We start from the raw sequence: 18,800 nt of genomic DNA, 5'->3' as shown, positions 1-18,800 counted from the left end.
TTCATCTCCACTGTGGTCAGCCCCTTACGGACGGCCGGCGCCGTAGAAGTTGGAGCTGTAGTAGCCGCTCAGGCTCTCGATTTGGACGACCGTGCCCGTGTGCGGCGCGTGGATGAACTGGTTGTTGCCGACGTACATCCCGACGTGGTTCAGGTTGTCGAAGAAGACCAGGTCACCGGGCTGGAGGTCCGAGCGCGCCACGCGGCGGGTGGCGTTGTACTGGTCCGGCACGACGCGGGGAAGGCTGACGCCGGCGTGCCGCCAGGCCATCATCATGAGCCCGGAGCAGTCGTAGCCGGAGTTGTACGGGCCGGTGCCGCCGTACTTGTACGGGGCGCCCTTCTGCTGGTACGCGTACTCGAGAGCGAGGCGGGCGGGGCCGGACGCCGGCCCGTTGTAGGTGCCGCCATGGCCGCCGGACGAGGTGCTGCCCCCGCCGAGCCTGTTGACCAGGGACTGCTGCTGCCTGGCCTGCTTCTTCAGCTTGTCGAGCTGCGCCTTCTCGGACTTCAGCTTCGAACTGAGGTCGGCGGCGGCCTGCTGCGCCTGCGCCTTCTGGCGCTGCAGCAGCTGGGCCGCGTTGAGGAACTGGGTGACCTCGGTCGACCGGTTGTGCGCGACCTGCGTGAAGACCGAGATCTGGTCGAGAACGTCCGACGGGTTGTTCGACGACACGAGGTTCGGAATGTCGCCGGAGTCGCCGCTCTTGTACGCGGCGGCGGCAAGCTGCGCGACCCGCTCGCGGAGGCGCTCGTAGGTCTTCTGGTCCTCGGCGACCGACTTGTTCAGGGCGTCGTACTTCTTCTTGGCGGCCTGGCGCTGTTCCTTGGCCTTGTTGTAGACGTTGTCCTGGTGGTCAACCTGAGAATTAAGCTTCTTGAGCTTGGCCTGGCTCTCTTTCAGCGTCGGTTTCGGCGCTGCTTCGGCCGGCACGGACGGCAGTACCAACGCCGCCGATGCTGCTACGCACAGTGTCGCCAGGGCACGCGCCCCGACTCTGCCTCCCGGCAGCCAACCGGCGGTGGCACCGCCGGAACTGCGCTGTGTCGCCACGATTGCGGCACGCCCCTCTCCCAAGGACCGCCTACCGGGTTAGCTGACGGATTCGGGCGTGGAAGGCGCCCTACGGAACGCGAACGCTCCGATTCACCCCTGGAACCTGGTTCCCCGGCTCGGTACGGCATGGGCGGCCTTCGGCGGAAGGTCCCCGGGGTTGCCGTGACGACTCGGCGGGAGTCTGTCGCCGTCGCCTGGGGGGCGACGAACGAGCGACTGACTCAGCGCGTGAGACTAGTCAAGTATCACCCTGGTAACAACCGCTTCTACGGGAATACTCGCAATTTCCGTCAATCTGGCAGCAGGGTGCGCACGGGTGATTACGAGGCGCGCTCATCGGAGATCGTCAGGCGGAGCGGCGGAAGCATGCCGCCCTCCGCGAGAACATCCAGCGCACGGCGCTCACCGTCGCTGATCTCCACGGCCGCGACCGGATCGGTCAGCATGAACGAGATCACGCAGTCCGCGCACCCGACGTTGCGTACCTCACACTTTTCGCAGTCGACGAGCATCGTGCCTCCTCGTGTCGGCGTCATGACACAGACGGTAGGAGGAGGCAGTGACAGAATCGTGCCGACAGAACCAGCTACGGAACCGGATCACGTGCGGTTGAGGCGCCTCAGCAGCAGTGACGCGGGCGCGGGCCGCGCGTCGGCGCGGCGGGCGGCGTCGCACACCTCCTGGTCGGAGGAGATGACCACCACCGCACGCCCGCTCGGCTCCGCGCGTACGAGCTGGCCGATGAGGTCGTCGGCGGTCTGGCCGGGCGCGCTGAACAGCACCCGCACCCCGCGCGGCGCCTGCACCGCGACCGGGGCGTCCAGCTCGGCGCCGTCGAACACCACGGTCACCTCGGCCTTGGTCTGGGCGTGCAGGACGCCGACGCCCGACACGAGGCGGGACCGCTGGTCCGACAGGGGAAGGTCGCCGTAACCGGTCTTGGTGACGTTGTAGCCGTCGATGATGAGGTGCACCTGCGGCAGCGTGAGGAGCTGGTCGAGCAGCGCGGGGTCGCTGTCGGCCAGCGCACGGCCCGGCAGCGTGCGGTGGCCGGGCCGCTGGGGCGCGACCGCCACGACGTTGTCGGCCGGCCGGGTGATGCCGGTCGGCAGCCCGATCTCCTCGCGCAGGCCCCGAGCCGCGTCGGTCAGGGCGTCGAGCAGCACCCGCAGCCGCGTGTCGTCGAGGTTGCGCCCCTCGCGGGCGGCGCGGCGGGCGTTCTCGGCGGCCGACTCGGCCTGCGACAGCCGGGCCCGCAGCCGGCGCAGCTCCGTCTCGGCGGCGGCCGCCGCGGCCGTGGCGGCGGCGCGGTCCTCCCCCGCCTGGCGGTCCAGCTCCTCCGCCCGCGCGTGCTCGCGCTTGGCGCGCGTGCGGCTCTCGTGCAGCTTCTTGCGCAGCTCGGCGTTCTCCGCCCGTGAGGCGCGCAGTTCGGCGCGGAGCTTCTCGATCTCCTCCGAGCGTGTCGCCTTGGCCGCCGCGATCTGCTCCTGGAGCTCGGCCACCTTGCGGATCGTCTCGGCCTCGTCGGCCGCGAGGGCGGAGCGTTCGAGATCGCGCCGCGCCGTCTCCACCCGCTCGGTCCAGCCCGCCGGTCGCATGAGGTACGCGAGGGCGGCAACGGTCACCGGGTCGGCCGCGGCCGGAACCGTACCCGACTCGAGCGCCGCCGCCAGCTCGGCCTGGTCCTCGCGGGCGGACTCGGCGACGCGCTCGCGGAACACGTCGTCCTTCGCCAGCTGGGCGGCGATCGGCGTGGCCGCCAGCCGGGCCCGGCGGCGTGGCTCGAACCGCGCGACGCGCCGCAGCGGCGCCGGGACCTGATCGCCCGGCAGCACGCCGACGGCGTACGCGGCGATCTCGACCACGCGTTGCCGGACCGCCTCTGGCAACGGCTGATCGAGATGCTCACCCGGGCCGGTGTCGATGATCTTTCTCCTCACGCGTGGTCGGGTCGCGCGTCCGGCGAACATACCGCCGGCTCGCCCGTACCGCCGTCGCTGCCCAGCGTAGACGGCAGGACACCCCGGAGTAGGCGATCCTCCGACGAATGCCCCGCGCCTCGTCGCCGGCCCCTCCCGAGAGGCGTCGCGGGGGCCGGCTTGTCGGTGCCCGCCCGTACGGTGCCAGCCATGGCCCCCGTTGGCCCTGCCGTGCAGGGCACCCTCGACGATCTCGGCACCCCCCTCATCGGAGTGACCTTCGTGGTCGTCGACCTGGAGACCACCGGCGGGTCGGCACGCGACGACGCCATCACCGAGATCGGCGCGGTGAAGGTGCGCGGCGGCGAGATTCTGGGCGAGTTCGGCACGCTCGTCGACCCGGGCATGCCGATCCCGCCGTTCATCACCGTGCTGACCGGCATCACCCAGCAGATGGTCGTCGCGGCGCCGCCCGTCGAGCAGGTCCTGCCGGCGTTCCTGGAGTTCGCGCGCGGAGCCGTGCTGGTGGCGCACAACGCGCCGTTCGACATGGGCTTCCTCAAGGCCGCGTGCGCCGCGCAGGAGCGTCCCTGGCCCGCGCCGGCCGTCGTCGACACGGCCGACCTGGCGCGGCGGCTGCTCACCCGCGACGAGGTGCCCAACTGCAAGCTGTCCACGCTCGCCCGGTTCTTCCGTACGGCCACCGAGCCGTGCCACCGGGCCCTCGCCGACGCCAAGGCGACGGTCGACGTGCTGCACGGGCTGTTCGAGCGCGCCGGCGCGTTCGGCGTGGAGTCGCTGGAGGAGCTGATGAGCTTCTCCCGGGCCCCGACGCCGGAGCAGCGGCGCAAGCGCCACCTCGCCGACGCGGTGCCGGCCTCGCCGGGCGTCTACATCTTCGAGGACGCGCGCGGCGAGCCGCTCTACGTCGGCAAGAGCGGCCGGTTGCGCACGCGCGTCCGCTCCTACTTCACCGCCTCCGAGACGCGCCGGGGCATCCGCGAGATGATCGGCATCGCCGAGCGGGTGCGCACCATCGTCTGCGCCAGCGCGCTGGAGGCCGAGGTGCGCGAGCTGCGCCTGATCGCCGCGCACAAGCCGCGCTACAACCGCCGCTCGCGCCATCCCGAGCGCGCCGTGTGGCTCAAGCTGACCTCCGAGCCGTTCCCCCGGCTGTCCATCGTCCGCGAGGTGCGCGACGACGACAGCGTCTACCTGGGCCCGTTCGGCAGCACGCGCGTCGCCGAGGAGGCCCGCGCGGCCGTGCACGACGCCGTGCCGCTGCGCCAGTGCACGCAACGGCTGACCGTGCGGGTGATCTCCGAGGGCCGGGCCGGCACGTGCGTGCTCGGCGAGCTCGGCCGGTGCGGGGCTCCCTGTGAGGGACGGCAGAGCCCCGAGGCGTACGCCGAGCACGCCGCCCACGCCCGCGCGATCCTCACCGGCGACGTCCGCCCGGTGGTGACCGCGGCGCGCGCCCGCATCGACCGGCTCGCCGAGCAGCTCCGCTACGAGGAGGCCGCCGCCCTCCGCGACCGGCTGGCCGCCTTCGTCCGGGGGGCGGCGCGCTGCCAGCGGCTGTCCTCCCTCGCCGGCATCGCCCAGCTCGTCGCCGCCCGGCCCGCCTTCGACGGCGGCTGGGAGCTGCACGTCGTACGGCACGGCCGGCTCGCCGCCGCGGGCACCGTCCCGCCCTACGCCCATCCGATGCCCTACGTCGAGGCGCTCGTCGCCACGGCCGAGACCGTACGGCCCGGTCCGGGCGCCGCGCCGCGGGCCTCCGCGGAGGAGATGGAGTGCGTCCTGCGCTGGCTCGACTCCCCCGGCGTACGCCTGGTCGAGGTGGACGGCACGTGGAGCTGCCCGGCCCACGGCGCCGAGAGCGTGCGGCGCTGGATCGACGACGCGTATCGCGACACCGATTCCCGTATGGTTGACCGGGCCGGACGGCCGACGCGTTAGGAGTGGGAGTGGCGCTGCCGCTGTACGACAACCAGCCGACACGGCGCGCGCCGCTGGTCACCTATCTCCTCATCGCGGTCAACGTCGTCGTCTTCCTCCTCTCGCCGATCGCCTCGATCGGCCACGGCGGCGAGAGCCGTCTCCAGCGCAACTGCGAGCAGACGACGTTCCTGCTCAAGTACGGCGCGATCCCCAAGGAGATGATCGACGACCGGCAGGCGCCGGTGCCGGACGAGGTCGCCTCCGCCTGCCACCCCGCGCCGTACCACAAGCGCCCATGGCTGTCCGCGCTGTCGTCGATGTTCCTGCACGGCGGCGTCACGCACATCCTCGGCAACATGGTCTACCTGTTCATCTTCGGCGCCGCCACCGAAGACCGGCTGGGCCGCCTGCGGTTCCTCCTCTTCTACCTGCTCGTGGGCTACATCGCGGCGTACGGCTTCGCCGTGACCTACCCCGGCTCGATGACGCCGCTGGTGGGGGCCTCGGGGGCGATCGCCGGCGTGCTCGGCTCCCACCTGGTGCTCTACCCGCGCTCGAAGACGATCGCGCTGGTCCTGTCGTTTCTGCCGTTCCGGCTGCCCTCCTGGACCCTGCTGGTGCAGTTCTTCGTGTTCCAGTGGTTCAGCCTCGGCGACCAGAGCCAGACCGCCTATGTCGCGCACATCTACGGGTTCGTCGCGGGGATGATCTGCGGCCTGCTCGTACGACGAGGCGGCTTCGCCCGCAAGTCGGCGGCCCTCAGCTGGCGGTGAAAACCGCTCTACTAGGCTTTCCGCCACGGCCGGCTCGACCTATCGCAGGAGGACCTCTTGATCACCGCCATCGTGCTCATCAAGGCCGACGTCTCGCGCATCCCCGAGGTCGCCGAGACCATCGCCGGGCTCGAAGGGGTCAGCGAGGTCTACTCGGTGACGGGCGAGTTCGACCTGGTCGCGCTCGTGCGGGTCCGCCAGTACGAGCAGATCGCCGACGTCATCCCGGGCCGCCTCAACAAGGTCGCCGGGGTCACGCACACCGAGACCCACATCGCCTTCCGCACCTACTCCCAGCACGACCTGGAGGCCGCCTTCGCGCTCGGCCTCCCCGACGCCGACTGAGCCCCTGCCGCTCGACGGTCGGTCAGGCGGGCAGGCTTCGCTCCGCCGCCTCGACGGTCTGTTCGAGCAGGACGGCGATGGTCATCGGGCCGACGCCGCCGGGCACCGGGGTGATGAGGCTCGCGCGGGTCCTCGCCGTCTCGAAGTCGACGTCGCCGACGTTGCCCGCGTTGTAGCCGGCGTCGATGACGACCGCGCCGGGCTTGACGTCCTCGCCCCGGACGAACCTCGGCCGTCCCACGGCCGCCACGACGACGTCCGCCTCCCGCACGAGCGCCCCCACGTCGGCGGTACGGGAATGGCAGTACGTGACCGTCGCGTCGCGGCCGAGCAGCAGCATCCCGGCCGGCCGGCCCAGGATGGCGCTCCGGCCGACGACGACCGCGTGCCGGCCCGCGAGGTCGACCTCGTACTCCTCCAGCAGCCGCATGATCCCGCCGGGCGTGCAGGACACGAAGCCCGGCAGGCCGAAGCTCATCGCGGCGAAGGACCGCATGGTGACGCCGTCGACGTCCTTGGCCGGGTCGATCGCCTCGAACGCGGCCCGCTCGTCGATGTGCGGCCCGGCCGGATGCTGCAGGAGGATGCCGTCCACGCCCGGGTCCTCCGACAGAGCGGTGATCGTGGCGACCAGCTCTGCCGTCGTCGTGGCGGCCGGCAGCGGAACGTGGCGGGAGGTGATGCCCACCGACTCGCACCGGGCGCGCTTCATCCGGACGTAGGTCACGGAGGCGGGGTCATCGCCGACCAGCACGGTGACCAGGCACGGGGCCGTGCCGCGCCGCCGGGTGACCGCCGCCGCGCGTGCGGTGGTGCGCTCGGTGATGCGACGGGCGAGGGCGGTGCCGTCCATGAGACGGGCGCTGTGCGTCGTGGACATCGGGTCGCTCCTGGGTGTCACGGTGGATCGGCCCAGGCGCACGGCACTCGGTGTCCGGGCCGCTCCCCGGTGGTGACTCCACCTTCAGCGCCAGTCACGGCCCGCAGGGCACAAGCGTAGCCGTTCCCGCCCCCGAGCGGCCCGCTCACGGCCGAAGGCCCGCCACCGCGATGCGGTGACGGGCCTTCGGGACGTACGGGTCAGCCGCGGCTGAGCTCGCGGTGTTCGCCGCCCTCGGTCTCCGGGTGCTTGACGACGGCGTCACCGTCGTCGTCGCCCGGCGCACCGGGCTCACCAGGGCCGTGACCGGCCGCGTGACCGTTGCCGATCGGGATGTCGTCGGCCGCGAAGGCGCCGTTCAGCGCCCGGCGGGCCCGGCCGAGCGGACCGCGGGAGGCCGGCGACGGGATGCCGTTCTCGTCCTCCTCCTGCCCCGCGATGAGCGCCGGCGCCGCCGGCTTGCTCGCGAGGACCGCCTCGGCGTCGTCCTTGACCGGCTCGTGGACCTCGATGAACTCGCCGCTCGGCAGCATCTTGATGATGCCGGACTCGACGCCGTGGCCGTACTCCGCCGCGTCCTTGCGCTGCAGGCCCAGGCAGATGCGCTTGGTCACGATGTAGGCGATGACCGGGCCGATGAAGACCGCGAAGCGGAAGAACCACGTCGTCTGGTACAGCGAGATGTGGAACTTGTCGGCCAGGACGTCGTTGCCTCCCGCCAGCCACAGCAGCCCGTAGAAGGCGACGGCGGCCATGCCGACCGCGGTGCGGAACGGCGCGTTACGCGGCCGGTCGGCGATGTGGTGGATGCGCCGGTCGCCGGTCGCCCACTGCTCGACGAACGGCCAGACGGCGGCCCCCGTCATGATCAGGCCCAGTGGCACGAGCGCCGGCACCAGGACGTTCCAGGAGACCGTGTGGCCCCAGAGGTTCGTCTCCCAGTTGGGCATGATGCGCAGCGCGCCCTCGAGGAAGCCCATGTAGAAGTCGGGCTGTGAACCGGCCGTGATGGAGTCCGGGGTGTACGGACCGAACAGCCAGATCGGGTTGATCTGAGCGAACGTCCCCAGGAGGGCGACGACCATGAAGGTGAAGACGAAGAACGCGGTGGTCTTGATGAGGAACACCGGGTAGAACGGCTTGCCCATCACGGACTTCTCCTCCCGGTTCTTACCCGGGAACTGCGTGTGCCCCTGGAACCACAGGATCATGAAGTGCGCCGCGACCAGCGCCAGCAGGATGCCCGGGATGAGGAGCACGTGCACGGTGTAGAGCCGTGGGATGAAGTCCTGGCCGGGGAACTCGCCCCCGAAGGCGAAGAAGTACAGGTAGCTGCCGACGATCGGGATCGACTGCAGCACGCCCTGGGTGATGCGCAGACCCGTGCCGGACAGCAGGTCGTCCGGCAGTGAGTAACCGAACAGGCCCTCGAGGATGGCCACGGTGAACATCGTGATGCCGATGAGCCAGTTGATCTCACGCGGCTTGCGGTAGGCGCCGGTGAAGAAGACCCGGAGCATGTGCGCCATGATCGACCCGAGGAACAGGATCGCCGACCAGTGGTGGATCTGGCGCATGAGCAGGCCACCGCGGACGTCGAAGCTGATGTGCAGCGTCGAGCTGTACGCCTCGCTCATGCTGACGCCGTTGAGCTTCGTGTAGCTGCCGTGGTACACGACCTCGGACATGCTCGGTTTGAACCACAGCGTGAGGAAGGTGCCGCTGAGCAGCAGGATGATGAACGAGTACAGCGCGATCTCGCCCAGCATGAACGACCAGTGGTCGGGGAAGACCTTCTTCATCTTGCCGCGGAGGAACCCGGCGGTGGCGAAGCGTTCGTCGGCGAAACCAATCGCGCCGTCGATGGCCTTGGGAGGTGTCGTCGTGCTCATTTCGCCGCTCCTCGCTCGCCGCGCGGTTCACCGATCGGTGCGTGCCGCGAGCCGTCGCATCGGATGCGTGCAGGGGTGAGGGTCATGTCGTTCATACCTTCGGCCTCCCGCGTTCCCAGAAGCTCGGGCCGACCGGCTCGTGGAAGTCACTCGCGGCGATGAGGTAACCCTCGGAGTCGACGCCGATGGGCAACTGCGGAAGCGGACGGGCCGCCGGGCCGAAGATGACCTTGGCGCTGTCAAGCGCGTCGAAGGTCGACTGGTGGCACGGGCACAGGATGTGGTGCGTGGTCTGCTCGTACAGGGCCGCCGGGCAGCCCACGTGCGTGCAGATCTTGGAGTAGGCGACGATGCCGCCCACGTTCCAGTTCTCCCGGCCCTTCTTGACCTTGAGCTGGTCCTCCGGGAGGTTCAGCAGCAGGACCGTGCTCGTCGCGATCTCATTGAGGTTGTCCTCGGAGCCCTCCGGGACGACCGTGATGATGCCGCCCGGAGAGTTGAAGTCGGCCGCCTTCAGCGGCTGCCCGGTGCCGTCGACGACGAGGCGGGTGCCCTGCTTCCAGGCCGTGTGGCGCAGCTTCTTCTCCGGCAGCGGGCCGAGGTCGCGCAGCAGGATGAGCGGGAGCAGGCCGAGCGGCGCGGCGGCGAGCAGCAGCGTGCGGCGCAGCAGCCGGCGCTTGAGCAGGCCGCTCTCGTCGGTGCCCTCCTGGAAGTACTGGTTGAAGACCTGGCGGTCCTCCGGCGTCGAGGACAGCGCGTGCCGCTCCTGGACGATCTCCTTGGTGGTCACCAGGTGACGCACCCAGATGGTCATCCCGACCGCGAGCCCGAGGAAGACGACCGTCAGCGCGGTGCCGAGGGTGTAGTTCGACCGGGCGGCCCGGTCGATGTTGCCCACGTGGCCCGGCCAGACGGCGTAGAACACGATGAACGCGATGCCGGCCAGGAAGCTGAGCGTGAAGAAGGCGGCCGCGACGCGCTCGGCCTTGCGTGCCTTCGTCTCGTCGAGCACGTAGGCGTTGCCGCCCTCCTTGGCCTTCTCCTCGGGAAGCAGCTCCTGAGTGCCGGCCGGCGACGGGGTGCCGATCACACGCTTGGGTACGCGACTCTCCTCTTCCGGGGTCGCGCCGCTGGTCTCGTTGTTGTCAGTCATTGTGCTTCTTCTTGGGCTTCCTGGCGGTGAGCCACGCGGCTGCGACGACCATCAGACCGATCCCGACCAGCCAGCCGGCGAGGCCCTCGGCCACCGGGCCGACACGGCCCAGGCCGTTGCCACCCGGGTTCACTTCACTGCGGGTCTGCGTGACGTACGCGATGATCGCGCGCTTCTGCGCCGGCGTGATGGTCGTGTCGTTGAAGACCGGCATCGCCTGCGGGCCGGTCACCATGGCCTCGTAGATCTGCGTGGGCGTCGCCTTGTCCAGCGGCGGGGCGTACTTGCCGCCCGTGAGCGCTCCCCCGGACCCGGCGAAGTTGTGGCACTGGGCGCAGTTGGCGCGGAACAGCTTGCCGCCGAGCGCGGCGTCGCCGGTCTTCGGGTCGACCTGGTCGCTGGAGGGGACCGCCGGCCCGCCGCCGAGCGAGGCGATGTACGCCGCGATCTGGCGGGTCTGCTCCTCGTTGAAGACCGGCTTCTTACGCGGAATCTGCGCGCCGGGGTTCATCGCGGGCATCCGGCCGGTACCGACCTGGAAGTCCACGGACGCCGCGCCGACGCCGATCAGACTGGGCGCCGTGCGCGTGCCCTGGGCGTTCGCGCCGTGGCAGCTCGAGCAGGTCTGGTTGAAAAGCTCCTTGCCCTTGGCGATGTCCTGCGCCGACGCCTGGGTGTCAGACGCCTGCGCGCGATCGCCTCCCGAGGAGACACCGGCGTACGCGACAGCGATGATCGCGAGCGCGGCCAGCACGACGGCGTAGCCCGCCCACGGGCGCCGGCGCCATGCGGTGAACCATTTCACGGAAGAGGGTCCCATCTGGATCATTGCAACAGCTCGATGATGTAAATCGTGAAGAACAGCCCGACCCACACCGCATCGACGAAGTGCCAGTAGTAGGACACGACGATGGCGCTGGTCGCCTGCTCGTGCGTCCAGCGCTTCGCGGCGTACGTCCGCCCGAGCATGAACAGGAACGCGATGAGGCCACCGGTCACGTGCAGACCGTGGAAGCCCGTGGTCAAGTAGAAGACCGATCCGTACGCGCTCGACGAGATCGTGGTGCCCTCATGGATCAGCGAGCGGTATTCGTTGAGCTGCCCGGCGACGAACACCGCGCCCATGAGGAACGACAAGAAGTACCACTCGCGCAGGCCCCACTTGCGCATGTTCACGATGCTTCCGAGGCGCCCGACCTGGCCCCGCTCGGCCGCGAACACACCCAGCTGGCACGTCACACTGGACATCAGCAGGATGAAGGTGTTCACCGACGCGTACGGGACGTCGAGGTTCGCCTCCGGCCACTTGCCGCCGTCTCCGACGGTCACCGACCGGATCGTGAAGTACATCGCGAACAGCGCCGCGAAGAACATGAGCTCGGACGACAGCCACACGATCGTGCCCACACTCACGAGGTTGGGCCGGTTGGCGCGGGTGCGGGGTGCTGCGCTGTCAGTCGCGGATACTGTTGCCACGGCAAGCATTATTACGGCACCTGCCGAGTAGGTGACGCAGGACCCCCCATCAGGCGCGCCCCGATCGCCGCCACGAGGGCTCTTCCAGGCGGTTTTCGCCGGAACATTCCGTTGCGGGCCGGTCCTGGCGCCCGGCCGGTCGTACGGGCCGTGTCGCGCCCGGTAGCATCGCTACGTGCGCGGGGCGTCATCGCCTGATCGGTGATCACCCGGCTCGCAGGCGCCGGCAGTGCGGCGGCGCGACCATGTCCTTTCGGAAGGGGGAGGCGCATTCCCTCCTCGGCCTGACCGCCGGGGCCTCCGCGCCGCAGTCCACGATGAAGATCCTTGTTTACAGCCACGACGCGAACACTCGTACGCAGGTGCGCCTCGCGATCGGCCGGCGGCCCGCCGCCGGGCTCCCGGAGGTGGAGTACGTCGAGATCGCCACCGAGCCCGCGGTCTTCGCCCGTCTCGACAAGGGCGACATCGACGTTGCCGTGCTCGACGGCGAGGCGCAGCCCGCCGGTGGCATGGGCATCTGCCGCCAGGCCAAGGACGAGATCTACAACTGCCCGCCGATCATGGTCCTGATCGCCCGCCGCGACGACGGCTGGCTGGCCACCTGGTCGCGCGCCGACGCCGTCGCGAGCCAGCCCATCGACGCCGTCGCCCTCGCCGAGGGCGTGGCCGAGCTGGTGCGCAAGCGGCAGGCCGGACCCGGCTCCGAGCTGTCCCGCCGATAACCCGATAGCCGCCAGGGAGCGTCCGGATGGACCCGCGTACGACGTGGCCCGCCCTGATCGACGCGCTGCTCAACGGGCAGTCGCTGTCGGCGGACGAGACCACTTGGGCGATGCAGGAGATCATGTCGGGCCAGGCCAGCGACGTTCAGATCGCGGGCTTCGCGGTGGCGCTCCGGGCGAAGGGCGAGACGGTCGCCGAGGTCACCGGCCTCGCGACGGGCATGCTGGCCCACGCCACGCCGATCACCGTCCCCGGCCCGGCGGTCGACCTCGTCGGCACGGGCGGCGACCAGGCCCACACGGTCAACATCTCGACCATGGGCGCGATCGTCGCCGCCTCCGCGGGCGCGCGGATGGTCAAGCACGGCAACCGGGCCGCGTCCTCCTCCTGCGGCGCCGCCGACCTGCTCGAAGAGCTCGGCGTCGTGATCAACCTGTCGCCGGCCGCCGCGGCCCGTGTCGCCGACGAGATCGGCATCACGTTCTGCTTCGCGCCCCTGTACCACCCGGCCCTGAAGCACACCGCGCGTACGCGCGGCGAGCTGGGCACCCCGACGATCTTCAACTTCCTGGGCCCGCTGGCCAACCCGGCCCGCCCCACGGCCCAGGCGGTCGGGGTGTACCACCCCCGCATGGCGGGCGTCATCGCGGGCGTCTTCGCCGAACGCGGCTGCTCGTCGCTGGTGTTCCGCGGCGACGACGGCCTGGACGAGCTGACCACCACCTCGACGTCGGTCGTGTGGGTGGTCCGCGACGGCACGGCGACCGAGACCGTCTTCGACCCGGCCGACCTGGGCATCCCCCGCGCGACCCCGGACGACCTGCGCGGCGCGGACGCCCGCCACAACGCCCGCGTGGCACGCGCGGTGCTGGGCGGAGAGACCGGACCGGTCCGCGACATCGTGGCCCTCAACGCGGCCGCGGCGCTCGTGGCGGGCGACGGCGCCCCACCCGCGGAGCGGCTCACGGAGGCCATGACAGCGGCGTACACGCGCGCTCTGGAGGCCATCGACTCCGGCAGCGCCGCGGCCCTCCTGGACCGCTGGACCGAACTGACTCAGCGCCTGGCCGCCTGACGCGAACCCACCGCCGTCCGCGGCGGGACGCCCCTGGTCGTGGCGGCCTCGTCGGGCGTCGCGCGGCCTCAGCGCGGGGTGAGCGTGGGCGGCTGGGCCGGGGCGGGCATGCCCTGGCCGTACGACGGGCCCAGGCGGCTCGTGGACAGCCATTCGGGCCACGACAGCTGCCAGAAGCCCCAGCCGTTCCCCGGTGCGAGGCGCCGGCGGGTGCCGGTGACCTGGACCACGTCTCCCGGCTGGGTCTGGCGGAAGAACCAGCGGGCGTCGCGCGGGCCCAGGTTGATGCAGCCGTGGCTCACGTTGCGGCTGCCCTGGTCCCCCACCGACCACGGCGCGCTGTGCTCGTACTCGCCGCTGTCGGAGATCCGGACGGCGAAGTAGACGTCGTGCCGGTAGTGGTCCGGGCAGCCCGGCGGGCAGCCGACCGACGCCGAGTCCATCACGACGTGGTGGCTCTTCTCCATGGTCAGGTGGATGCCGCTCGTGGTCGTGTACTTGAGCCGCGTCCCCTTTCCCATGCTGATCGGCATCCGGCGGACTCTGTGGCCGTTCACCCGGACGTCCTGGTGGTGGCTGCGGGCGCTGGCCACGGTGATGTGCGCGTCACCGACCGCGAAGTCCCTGGCGACGTCCTCAGCGCCGTACGCGGCCCCTGCCAGCCGCAGGCCGGACAGGTGCGCCAGCAGGCGTACGCGGGTGTGCGCCGGCCAGTACTCGCGTGGGCGGAAGATCACCTCTGCCGGAGAGGTCCAGTGCCACGCACCCGTCACCGGCGTCGACGTCCACAGCGACAGGGATCGCTCGACGGCGGTGCGGTTCCGCACCGGCTCCGCGAAGCGCATGATGATCGGCATTCCCACCCCGACCGTGGCGCCGGGCTCCGGGGCGGCGACGGTCGCGCCGATCGTGTGCGCCACCCGGCGCGTACGGAACGTGCTCCGGACCGAGCCGACGCGGCCGTCGGCGCCCGCGACCGTGACGACGAGCGTGTACGAGCGGCCGGGGGTCAGCGCCCACCGTGGCCACCACAGGGTGCCGTCCGCGCTGGTCCGCCCCTCCAGGCGCCCGCCGTCGGCCAGCGTGACCGAGCGGATCCGCCCGTCGCGTACCCGGACGCTCACCGGGGCGTCCGGCGGCACGGCGCTCGCTCCCTGCGCCGGCAGGACCGTCACCGCGGCCGGCGGGCGCGTCGCGGGAGTCCGATGGGCGCAGGCCCCGAGCAGGACGGCGAGCGGGAGCACGCCGGCGGCGGCCGCCCCTCGTCGCATACGCACCCCCACCCGTGAGTGTTCGTGGCGAGTATGCGACGAGGGCCGGCGCCGCCTCTCGGCGACACCGGCCCTCGTGACCGTTTCTTGGGGTTCCTCAGTGCGAGAAGTGACCCCGGTAGTACTCGAACACGAATCCGATCGCGGCCAGGACCACCGCGAGCAGCCCGATCATCAGCAGCCACCAGCCGATGACCGCGCCGAGCGACGCCGTGGCCGCGGCGGCGGCGGCGAACAGCGGCCACCAGCTGTGCGGGCTGAAGAAGCCCAGCTCGCCCGCGCCGTCGGCGATCTCGCCCTCCTTGTCGTCCTCCGGCCGCGGACCCACCCGGCGGCCGGTGAACAGGAGGTAGAAGCCGACCAGCCCGGCCAGGCCCACGGTCAGGGCCAGCGCGGTGGTGCCGGTCGGGTCGTGCGACCACAGCCAGTAGATGACGTCCATCACCGCGAAGAACAGCGCGCAGCCGACGAACAGGTAACCTTCGACCTTCATCGTCAGTCCTCCGTTCCGGCACCGGCCGTCACGGCGGGCTTGGCGTCGCTGTGCGGGTAGTGCAGGTCGAACGCGGGCCGCTCGGAGCGGATCCGCGGGATCGCGGTGAAGTTGTGCCGCGGCGGCGGGCAGGACGTCGCCCACTCGAGCGAGTTGCCGTAGCCCCACGGGTCGTCGACGTGGACCCGCTCGCCGCTGCGGGCGGTGATGTAGACGTTCCACAGGAACGGCAGCATCGAGATCGCCAGGATCAGCGCGCCGATGCTGGAGACCTCATTGAGCCCGGTGAACTGCTTGGCGTAGTCGGGGACGCGCCGCTGCATGCCCTCGGCGCCCAGCCAGTGCTGGACCAGGAAGGTCGTGTGGAAGCCGATGAACAGCAGCCAGAAGTGGACCTTGCCCCAGAACTCGTTGAGCTTCTTCCCCGTCATCTTCGGCCACCAGAAGTAGAAGCCGGCGAACATCGCGAACACCACGGTGCCGAACAGCACATAGTGGAAGTGCGCGACGACGAAGTAGCTGTCGTTGAGGTGGAAGTCCAGCGGCGGCGAGGCCAGGATGATGCCGGTCAGGCCACCGAAGAGGAACGTCACCAGGAAGCCCAGCGACCACAGCATCGGTGTCTCGAACGTCAGATGCCCTCGCCAGATCGTGCCGACCCAGTTGAAGAACTTCACCCCGGTGGGCACCGCGATGAGGAACGTCATGAACGAGAAGAACGGCAGCAGCACCTGGCCGGTCGGGAACATGTGGTGCGCCCACACGGTCACGGACAGGCCGGCGATGGCGACGGTCGCGCTGACCAGGCCGATGTAGCCGAAGACCGGCTTGCGGGAGAACACCGGCAGGATCTCGGTGATGATCCCGAAGAAGGGCAACGCGACGATGTACACCTCGGGATGGCCGAAGAACCAGAAGAGGTGTTGCCAGAGCATCGCGCCGCCGTTGGCGGCGTCGAACACGTGCGCGCCGAGCTTGCGGTCGGCCTCCAGCGCCAGCAGCGCGGCGGCCAGCACCGGGAAGGCCATGAGCACGAGGATCGACGTCAGCAGGATGTTCCACACGAAGATCGGCATCCGGAACATCGTCATGCCCGGCGCCCGCATGCAGAAGATCGTGGTGACGAAGTTGACGCCACCGAGGATCGTGCCCAGGCCGGACAGCACCAGGCCCATGATCCACAGGTCGCCGCCGACCTCGGGTGAGCGGATGGCGTTCGACAGTGGCGAGTAGGCGTACCAGCCGAAGCTCGCGGCGCCGCCCGGGGTCAGGAACCCGCTGATCGTGATGATCCCGCCGAACAGGAACAGGTAGAAGCTGAACATGTTCATGCGGGGGAACGCCACGTCGGGCGAGCCGATCTGCAGCGGCATGATCACGTTGCCGAACCCGACGAACAGCGGCGTCGCGAACAGCAGCAGCATGATCGTGCCGTGCATCGTGAAGAGCTGGTTGAACTGCTCCTCGCTGACGACCTGCAGGCCCGGCCGGGCCAGCTCGGCGCGCATGACCAGGGCCAGGATGCCGCCGATGCCGAAGAACACGAACGACGTGATCAGGTACATGTACCCGATCACCTTGTGGTCCGTGGACGACATCCACGACGCGATGATCTGGCCCTTGCTCGTGCGCCGGGGCGCGCCCGCCGACGACGAGGTCGGGTGAGAGATGGTGGTGGTCACTGCGTGCTCCCGCTCGCCTTATGGCTGGAGATGAACTGGTCGAACTCCGCCTGCGGAACGATCTTCACCTGGAAGAGCATCCGGCCGTGCTCGACACCGCAGAGTTCGGCGCAGCGTCCTTCGTACGTGCCCGTCTTCGTGGGGGTGACCTCGAAGTCCTGACCGGTCTTGGCCCCCGGGATGATGTCGCGCTTGAAGATGAAGGACGGGACCCAGAACGAGTGGATGACGTCCTTGGACACCAGGTGGAACCGCACCTTCTTGCCGACCGGGATCTCGAACGTCGGCTTGTGCGGGTCGTCGGGCGAGACGGGCTGTCCGACGATCGGCGCGGTGTGGTACTGCGGATAGTCGAACTGCCAGCTCCATTGGAACGCCGTCACGTTGACGACGGTCACGTCGCTGGCCTGGGACGCCGGCGTCAGCTTCTCGAGATACGTCTCGTCGCGCGCGGTGAAGTAGAACAGCACCGCGACGATGATGAACGGCACGACGGTGTACAGCATCTCGATCGGCAGGTTGTAGCGAACCTGCGGCGGCAGCTGATCGGACCGCTTGCGGTGGAAGAGCACCGCCCAGATGATCAAGCCCCAGACGAGGGCGCCGACGGCGAGCGCGGCGACCCAGGACCCCTGCCAGAGGGTCAGGACGCGCTTGCCCTGCTCGGTGACCGGCGTCGGCAGGCCGAGGCGCACTTTCTCAGCGGAGCACGCCGTCGCGGCGAACGCCAGCGCCGACAGCGCCGCGGCGCCCGTCAGCAGGCGTCGGCGGGCGCCGGGCGCGGCGGCGCTCGCGGGCGTACGCCGCTCTCTACGGCGGGTCGGACTCACGGATTGCCTTCCCACGATGAAGCCCGAGTCTCGGGCGATCAGGTCGATGTTCACACGTGTGGAGGAAACATTAGCGGAGGGTCCCGGACACCCCGGTGGTACCCCCGTTACTGTCGTAGTCGTGGCCTACTTCGACGCCGCGTCCACCGAACCCCTGCACCCGGCGGCACGCGAGGCGCTGCTGGGTGCCCTGGAGGGCGGATGGGCCGATCCCCAGCGGCTTTACGGCTCGGCGCGCCGTTCGCGCATGCTGCTCGAACGGGCCCGCGCGCAGGTCGCGGCCGCCTTCGGGGCACGCGCCGACGAGACGTCCTTCACCTCCTCCGGCACCCAGGCGATCCACCTCGGCGTGCTCGGCACCCTGCACGCGCGCCGCCGCGCCGGCCGGCATCTCGTCGTGGGCGCCGTCGAGCACTCCAGCGTGCTGCACGCCGCCGGGCGGCACGAGCGCGAGGGCGGCACGGTCACCACGGTGGGCGTCGACCGTACGGGGCGGGTCGATCCGGAGGAGTTCGCCGCGGCGCTGCGCCCGGACACGGCACTGGCCTGCCTGCAGTCGGCCAACCACGAGGTCGGCACGCTCCAGCCCGTGGCCGAGGTCGCCGAGGCGTGCCGCGCGGCCCGGGTGCCGCTGCTGGTCGACGCGGCCCAGTCGGCCGGCCGGGCGCCGATCCCGGGCGGCTGGTCGCTGCTGACGGCCTCGGCGCACAAGTGGGGCGGCCCGCCCGGCGTGGGCGTTCTGGTCGTGCGCAAGAACACCCGCTGGAGGTCGCCGCTGCCCGAGGACGAGCGGGAGAGCCGCCGCGTCCCGGGATTTGAGAACGTTCCAGCGATCGTGGCAGCGGCGGCGGCTCTGGAGGCGTACGGTGCGGAGATGGAACTGGACGCCCCGCGCCTTTCGGCGCTGGTCGGCCTGATCCGTGAGCGCGCGCCCCGTCTGGTCGAGGACGTCGAGGTCATCGGTCACCCGGTCGAGCGCCTCCCCCACCTGGTCACGTTCTCGTGCCTGTACGTGGAGGGCGAGGCGCTGCTGACCGAGCTCGACCGGCTGGGATTCGAGGTCTCGTCCGGAAGTTCCTGTACGGCGGATACTCTCCGACCGAGCCATGTTCTGGAGGCGATGGGAGTGATTACTCATGGAAATGTCCGGGTATCGCTCTCCCGCGGGACCAGAGCGGCCGACGTCGACCGTTTTCTCGCGGTCCTTCCCGGGGCCGTGCGCAGGCTCCGCCAGACGAGCGGGGTGACGGGTTGATCGGCACCGGTCGAGTGAGTGAGCGGAGCG

The 18,800-nt window shown here is 70.5% G+C and carries 18 protein-coding genes and 2 riboswitches; of the genes, 6 read left to right on the top strand and 12 right to left on the bottom strand.

Features of this window, described 5'->3' with window-relative positions:
• Window positions 1–24 precede the first annotated feature (24 nt).
• The 3 genes from ACQEV1_RS18760 to ACQEV1_RS18750 all read right to left on the bottom strand — a co-directional run bounded on the left by ACQEV1_RS18760 (window position 25) and on the right by ACQEV1_RS18750 (window position 2,996).
• Entirely contained in the window at window positions 25–933 is a 909-nt protein-coding gene (locus ACQEV1_RS18760) for an NlpC/P60 family protein (protein ID WP_285617048.1), read from the bottom strand.
• Window positions 934–1,065: 132 nt separating this feature from the next.
• A riboswitch (cyclic di-AMP (ydaO/yuaA leader) is annotated at window positions 1,066–1,199 on the bottom strand.
• Between the two features lie 177 nt (window positions 1,200–1,376).
• The gene (locus tag ACQEV1_RS18755) at window positions 1,377–1,592 is read right to left on the bottom strand and encodes a hypothetical protein (protein ID WP_285566837.1); all 216 of its coding nucleotides are present in this window, start codon (window positions 1,590–1,592) and stop codon (window positions 1,377–1,379) included.
• Window positions 1,593–1,655: 63 nt separating this feature from the next.
• The gene (locus tag ACQEV1_RS18750) at window positions 1,656–2,996 is read right to left on the bottom strand and encodes an NYN domain-containing protein (RefSeq protein ID WP_433394859.1); all 1,341 of its coding nucleotides are present in this window, start codon (window positions 2,994–2,996) and stop codon (window positions 1,656–1,658) included.
• Window positions 2,997–3,185: 189 nt separating this feature from the next.
• Between ACQEV1_RS18750 and ACQEV1_RS18745 the strand changes: the two genes are divergently transcribed.
• Genes ACQEV1_RS18745 through ACQEV1_RS18735 form a run of 3 tightly spaced genes read left to right on the top strand, consistent with a single transcriptional unit; the run spans window position 3,186 to window position 6,037 of the window.
• Window positions 3,186–4,937, top strand: coding sequence for a DEDD exonuclease domain-containing protein (locus ACQEV1_RS18745; protein ID WP_433394858.1), 1,752 nt, complete (start codon window positions 3,186–3,188; stop codon window positions 4,935–4,937).
• A gap of 8 nt (window positions 4,938–4,945) precedes the next feature.
• On the top strand, window positions 4,946–5,692 hold the full coding sequence (locus tag ACQEV1_RS18740) for a rhomboid family intramembrane serine protease (RefSeq protein ID WP_285617052.1): 747 nt from the start codon (window positions 4,946–4,948) through the stop codon (window positions 5,690–5,692).
• 57 nt (window positions 5,693–5,749) lie between these two features.
• Window positions 5,750–6,037, top strand: coding sequence for an Lrp/AsnC family transcriptional regulator (locus ACQEV1_RS18735; protein WP_285617053.1), 288 nt, complete (start codon window positions 5,750–5,752; stop codon window positions 6,035–6,037).
• Window positions 6,038–6,059: 22 nt separating this feature from the next.
• Here ACQEV1_RS18735 and ACQEV1_RS18730 read toward each other — a convergent pair whose 3' ends face one another.
• The 5 genes from ACQEV1_RS18730 to ctaE form a co-directional block, all read right to left on the bottom strand.
• A complete protein-coding gene (locus tag ACQEV1_RS18730) occupies window positions 6,060–6,917 on the bottom strand; it encodes a bifunctional 5,10-methylenetetrahydrofolate dehydrogenase/5,10-methenyltetrahydrofolate cyclohydrolase (protein ID WP_433394857.1) in 858 nt (285 codons plus the stop codon).
• Window positions 6,918–6,940: 23 nt separating this feature from the next.
• A riboswitch (ZMP/ZTP riboswitch) is annotated at window positions 6,941–7,025 on the bottom strand.
• A 92-nt stretch (window positions 7,026–7,117) separates the two neighbouring features.
• Window positions 7,118–8,809, bottom strand: coding sequence for a cytochrome bc1 complex cytochrome b subunit (gene qcrB, locus ACQEV1_RS18725; protein WP_285617055.1), 1,692 nt, complete (start codon window positions 8,807–8,809; stop codon window positions 7,118–7,120).
• Window positions 8,810–8,900: 91 nt separating this feature from the next.
• A complete protein-coding gene (gene qcrA, locus ACQEV1_RS18720) occupies window positions 8,901–9,962 on the bottom strand; it encodes a cytochrome bc1 complex Rieske iron-sulfur subunit (RefSeq protein WP_285566850.1) in 1,062 nt (353 codons plus the stop codon).
• A complete protein-coding gene (gene qcrC, locus ACQEV1_RS18715) occupies window positions 9,955–10,782 on the bottom strand; it encodes a cytochrome bc1 complex diheme cytochrome c subunit (protein ID WP_432705515.1) in 828 nt (275 codons plus the stop codon). The genes qcrA and qcrC overlap by 8 nt, the downstream gene beginning before the upstream one ends.
• A gap of 5 nt (window positions 10,783–10,787) precedes the next feature.
• Window positions 10,788–11,447: an aa3-type cytochrome oxidase subunit III gene (gene ctaE, locus ACQEV1_RS18710; RefSeq protein ID WP_349497936.1), complete on the bottom strand. Its 660-nt coding sequence runs from the start codon at window positions 11,445–11,447 to the stop codon at window positions 10,788–10,790.
• A gap of 308 nt (window positions 11,448–11,755) precedes the next feature.
• On the opposite strand from ctaE, the gene ACQEV1_RS18705 reads away from it, so the two are divergent.
• Together ACQEV1_RS18705 and trpD are read left to right on the top strand one after the other, a co-directional pair.
• Entirely contained in the window at window positions 11,756–12,163 is a 408-nt protein-coding gene (locus ACQEV1_RS18705; protein ID WP_285567202.1) for a hypothetical protein, read from the top strand.
• Between the two features lie 26 nt (window positions 12,164–12,189).
• Window positions 12,190–13,239 carry an anthranilate phosphoribosyltransferase gene (gene trpD, locus ACQEV1_RS18700; protein WP_433394856.1) on the top strand — a complete coding sequence of 350 codons (1,050 nt, stop codon included), beginning with the start codon at window positions 12,190–12,192 and terminating at the stop codon, window positions 13,237–13,239.
• Between the two features lie 68 nt (window positions 13,240–13,307).
• Here the strand turns inward: trpD and ACQEV1_RS18695 are convergent, their stop codons facing one another.
• The 4 genes from ACQEV1_RS18695 to ctaC all read right to left on the bottom strand — a co-directional run bounded on the left by ACQEV1_RS18695 (window position 13,308) and on the right by ctaC (window position 17,515).
• The gene (locus ACQEV1_RS18695) at window positions 13,308–14,510 is read right to left on the bottom strand and encodes an Ig-like domain-containing protein (RefSeq protein WP_285566855.1); all 1,203 of its coding nucleotides are present in this window, start codon (window positions 14,508–14,510) and stop codon (window positions 13,308–13,310) included.
• A 97-nt stretch (window positions 14,511–14,607) separates the two neighbouring features.
• On the bottom strand, window positions 14,608–15,003 hold the full coding sequence (locus ACQEV1_RS18690) for a cytochrome c oxidase subunit 4 (RefSeq protein WP_285566857.1): 396 nt from the start codon (window positions 15,001–15,003) through the stop codon (window positions 14,608–14,610).
• Between the two features lie 2 nt (window positions 15,004–15,005).
• A complete protein-coding gene (gene ctaD / locus ACQEV1_RS18685) occupies window positions 15,006–16,685 on the bottom strand; it encodes an aa3-type cytochrome oxidase subunit I (protein ID WP_285566859.1) in 1,680 nt (559 codons plus the stop codon).
• Window positions 16,682–17,515: an aa3-type cytochrome oxidase subunit II gene (gene ctaC / locus ACQEV1_RS18680; RefSeq protein ID WP_285566860.1), complete on the bottom strand. Its 834-nt coding sequence runs from the start codon at window positions 17,513–17,515 to the stop codon at window positions 16,682–16,684. The genes ctaD and ctaC overlap by 4 nt, the downstream gene beginning before the upstream one ends.
• Before the next feature lie 121 nt (window positions 17,516–17,636).
• Between ctaC and ACQEV1_RS18675 the strand changes: the two genes are divergently transcribed.
• The gene (locus ACQEV1_RS18675) at window positions 17,637–18,770 is read left to right on the top strand and encodes a cysteine desulfurase family protein (protein ID WP_433394855.1); all 1,134 of its coding nucleotides are present in this window, start codon (window positions 17,637–17,639) and stop codon (window positions 18,768–18,770) included.
• The last annotated feature ends 30 nt before the right edge of the window (window positions 18,771–18,800 follow it).

This window comes from Actinoallomurus sp. CA-142502 (genome assembly GCF_050936355.1).
GTDB classification, from domain to species: Bacteria; Actinomycetota; Actinomycetes; order Streptosporangiales; family Streptosporangiaceae; genus Actinoallomurus; species Actinoallomurus iriomotensis.
Note: the sequence above shows the minus strand (reverse complement) of the source record. Positions and strands in the feature narration are given on the sequence as shown.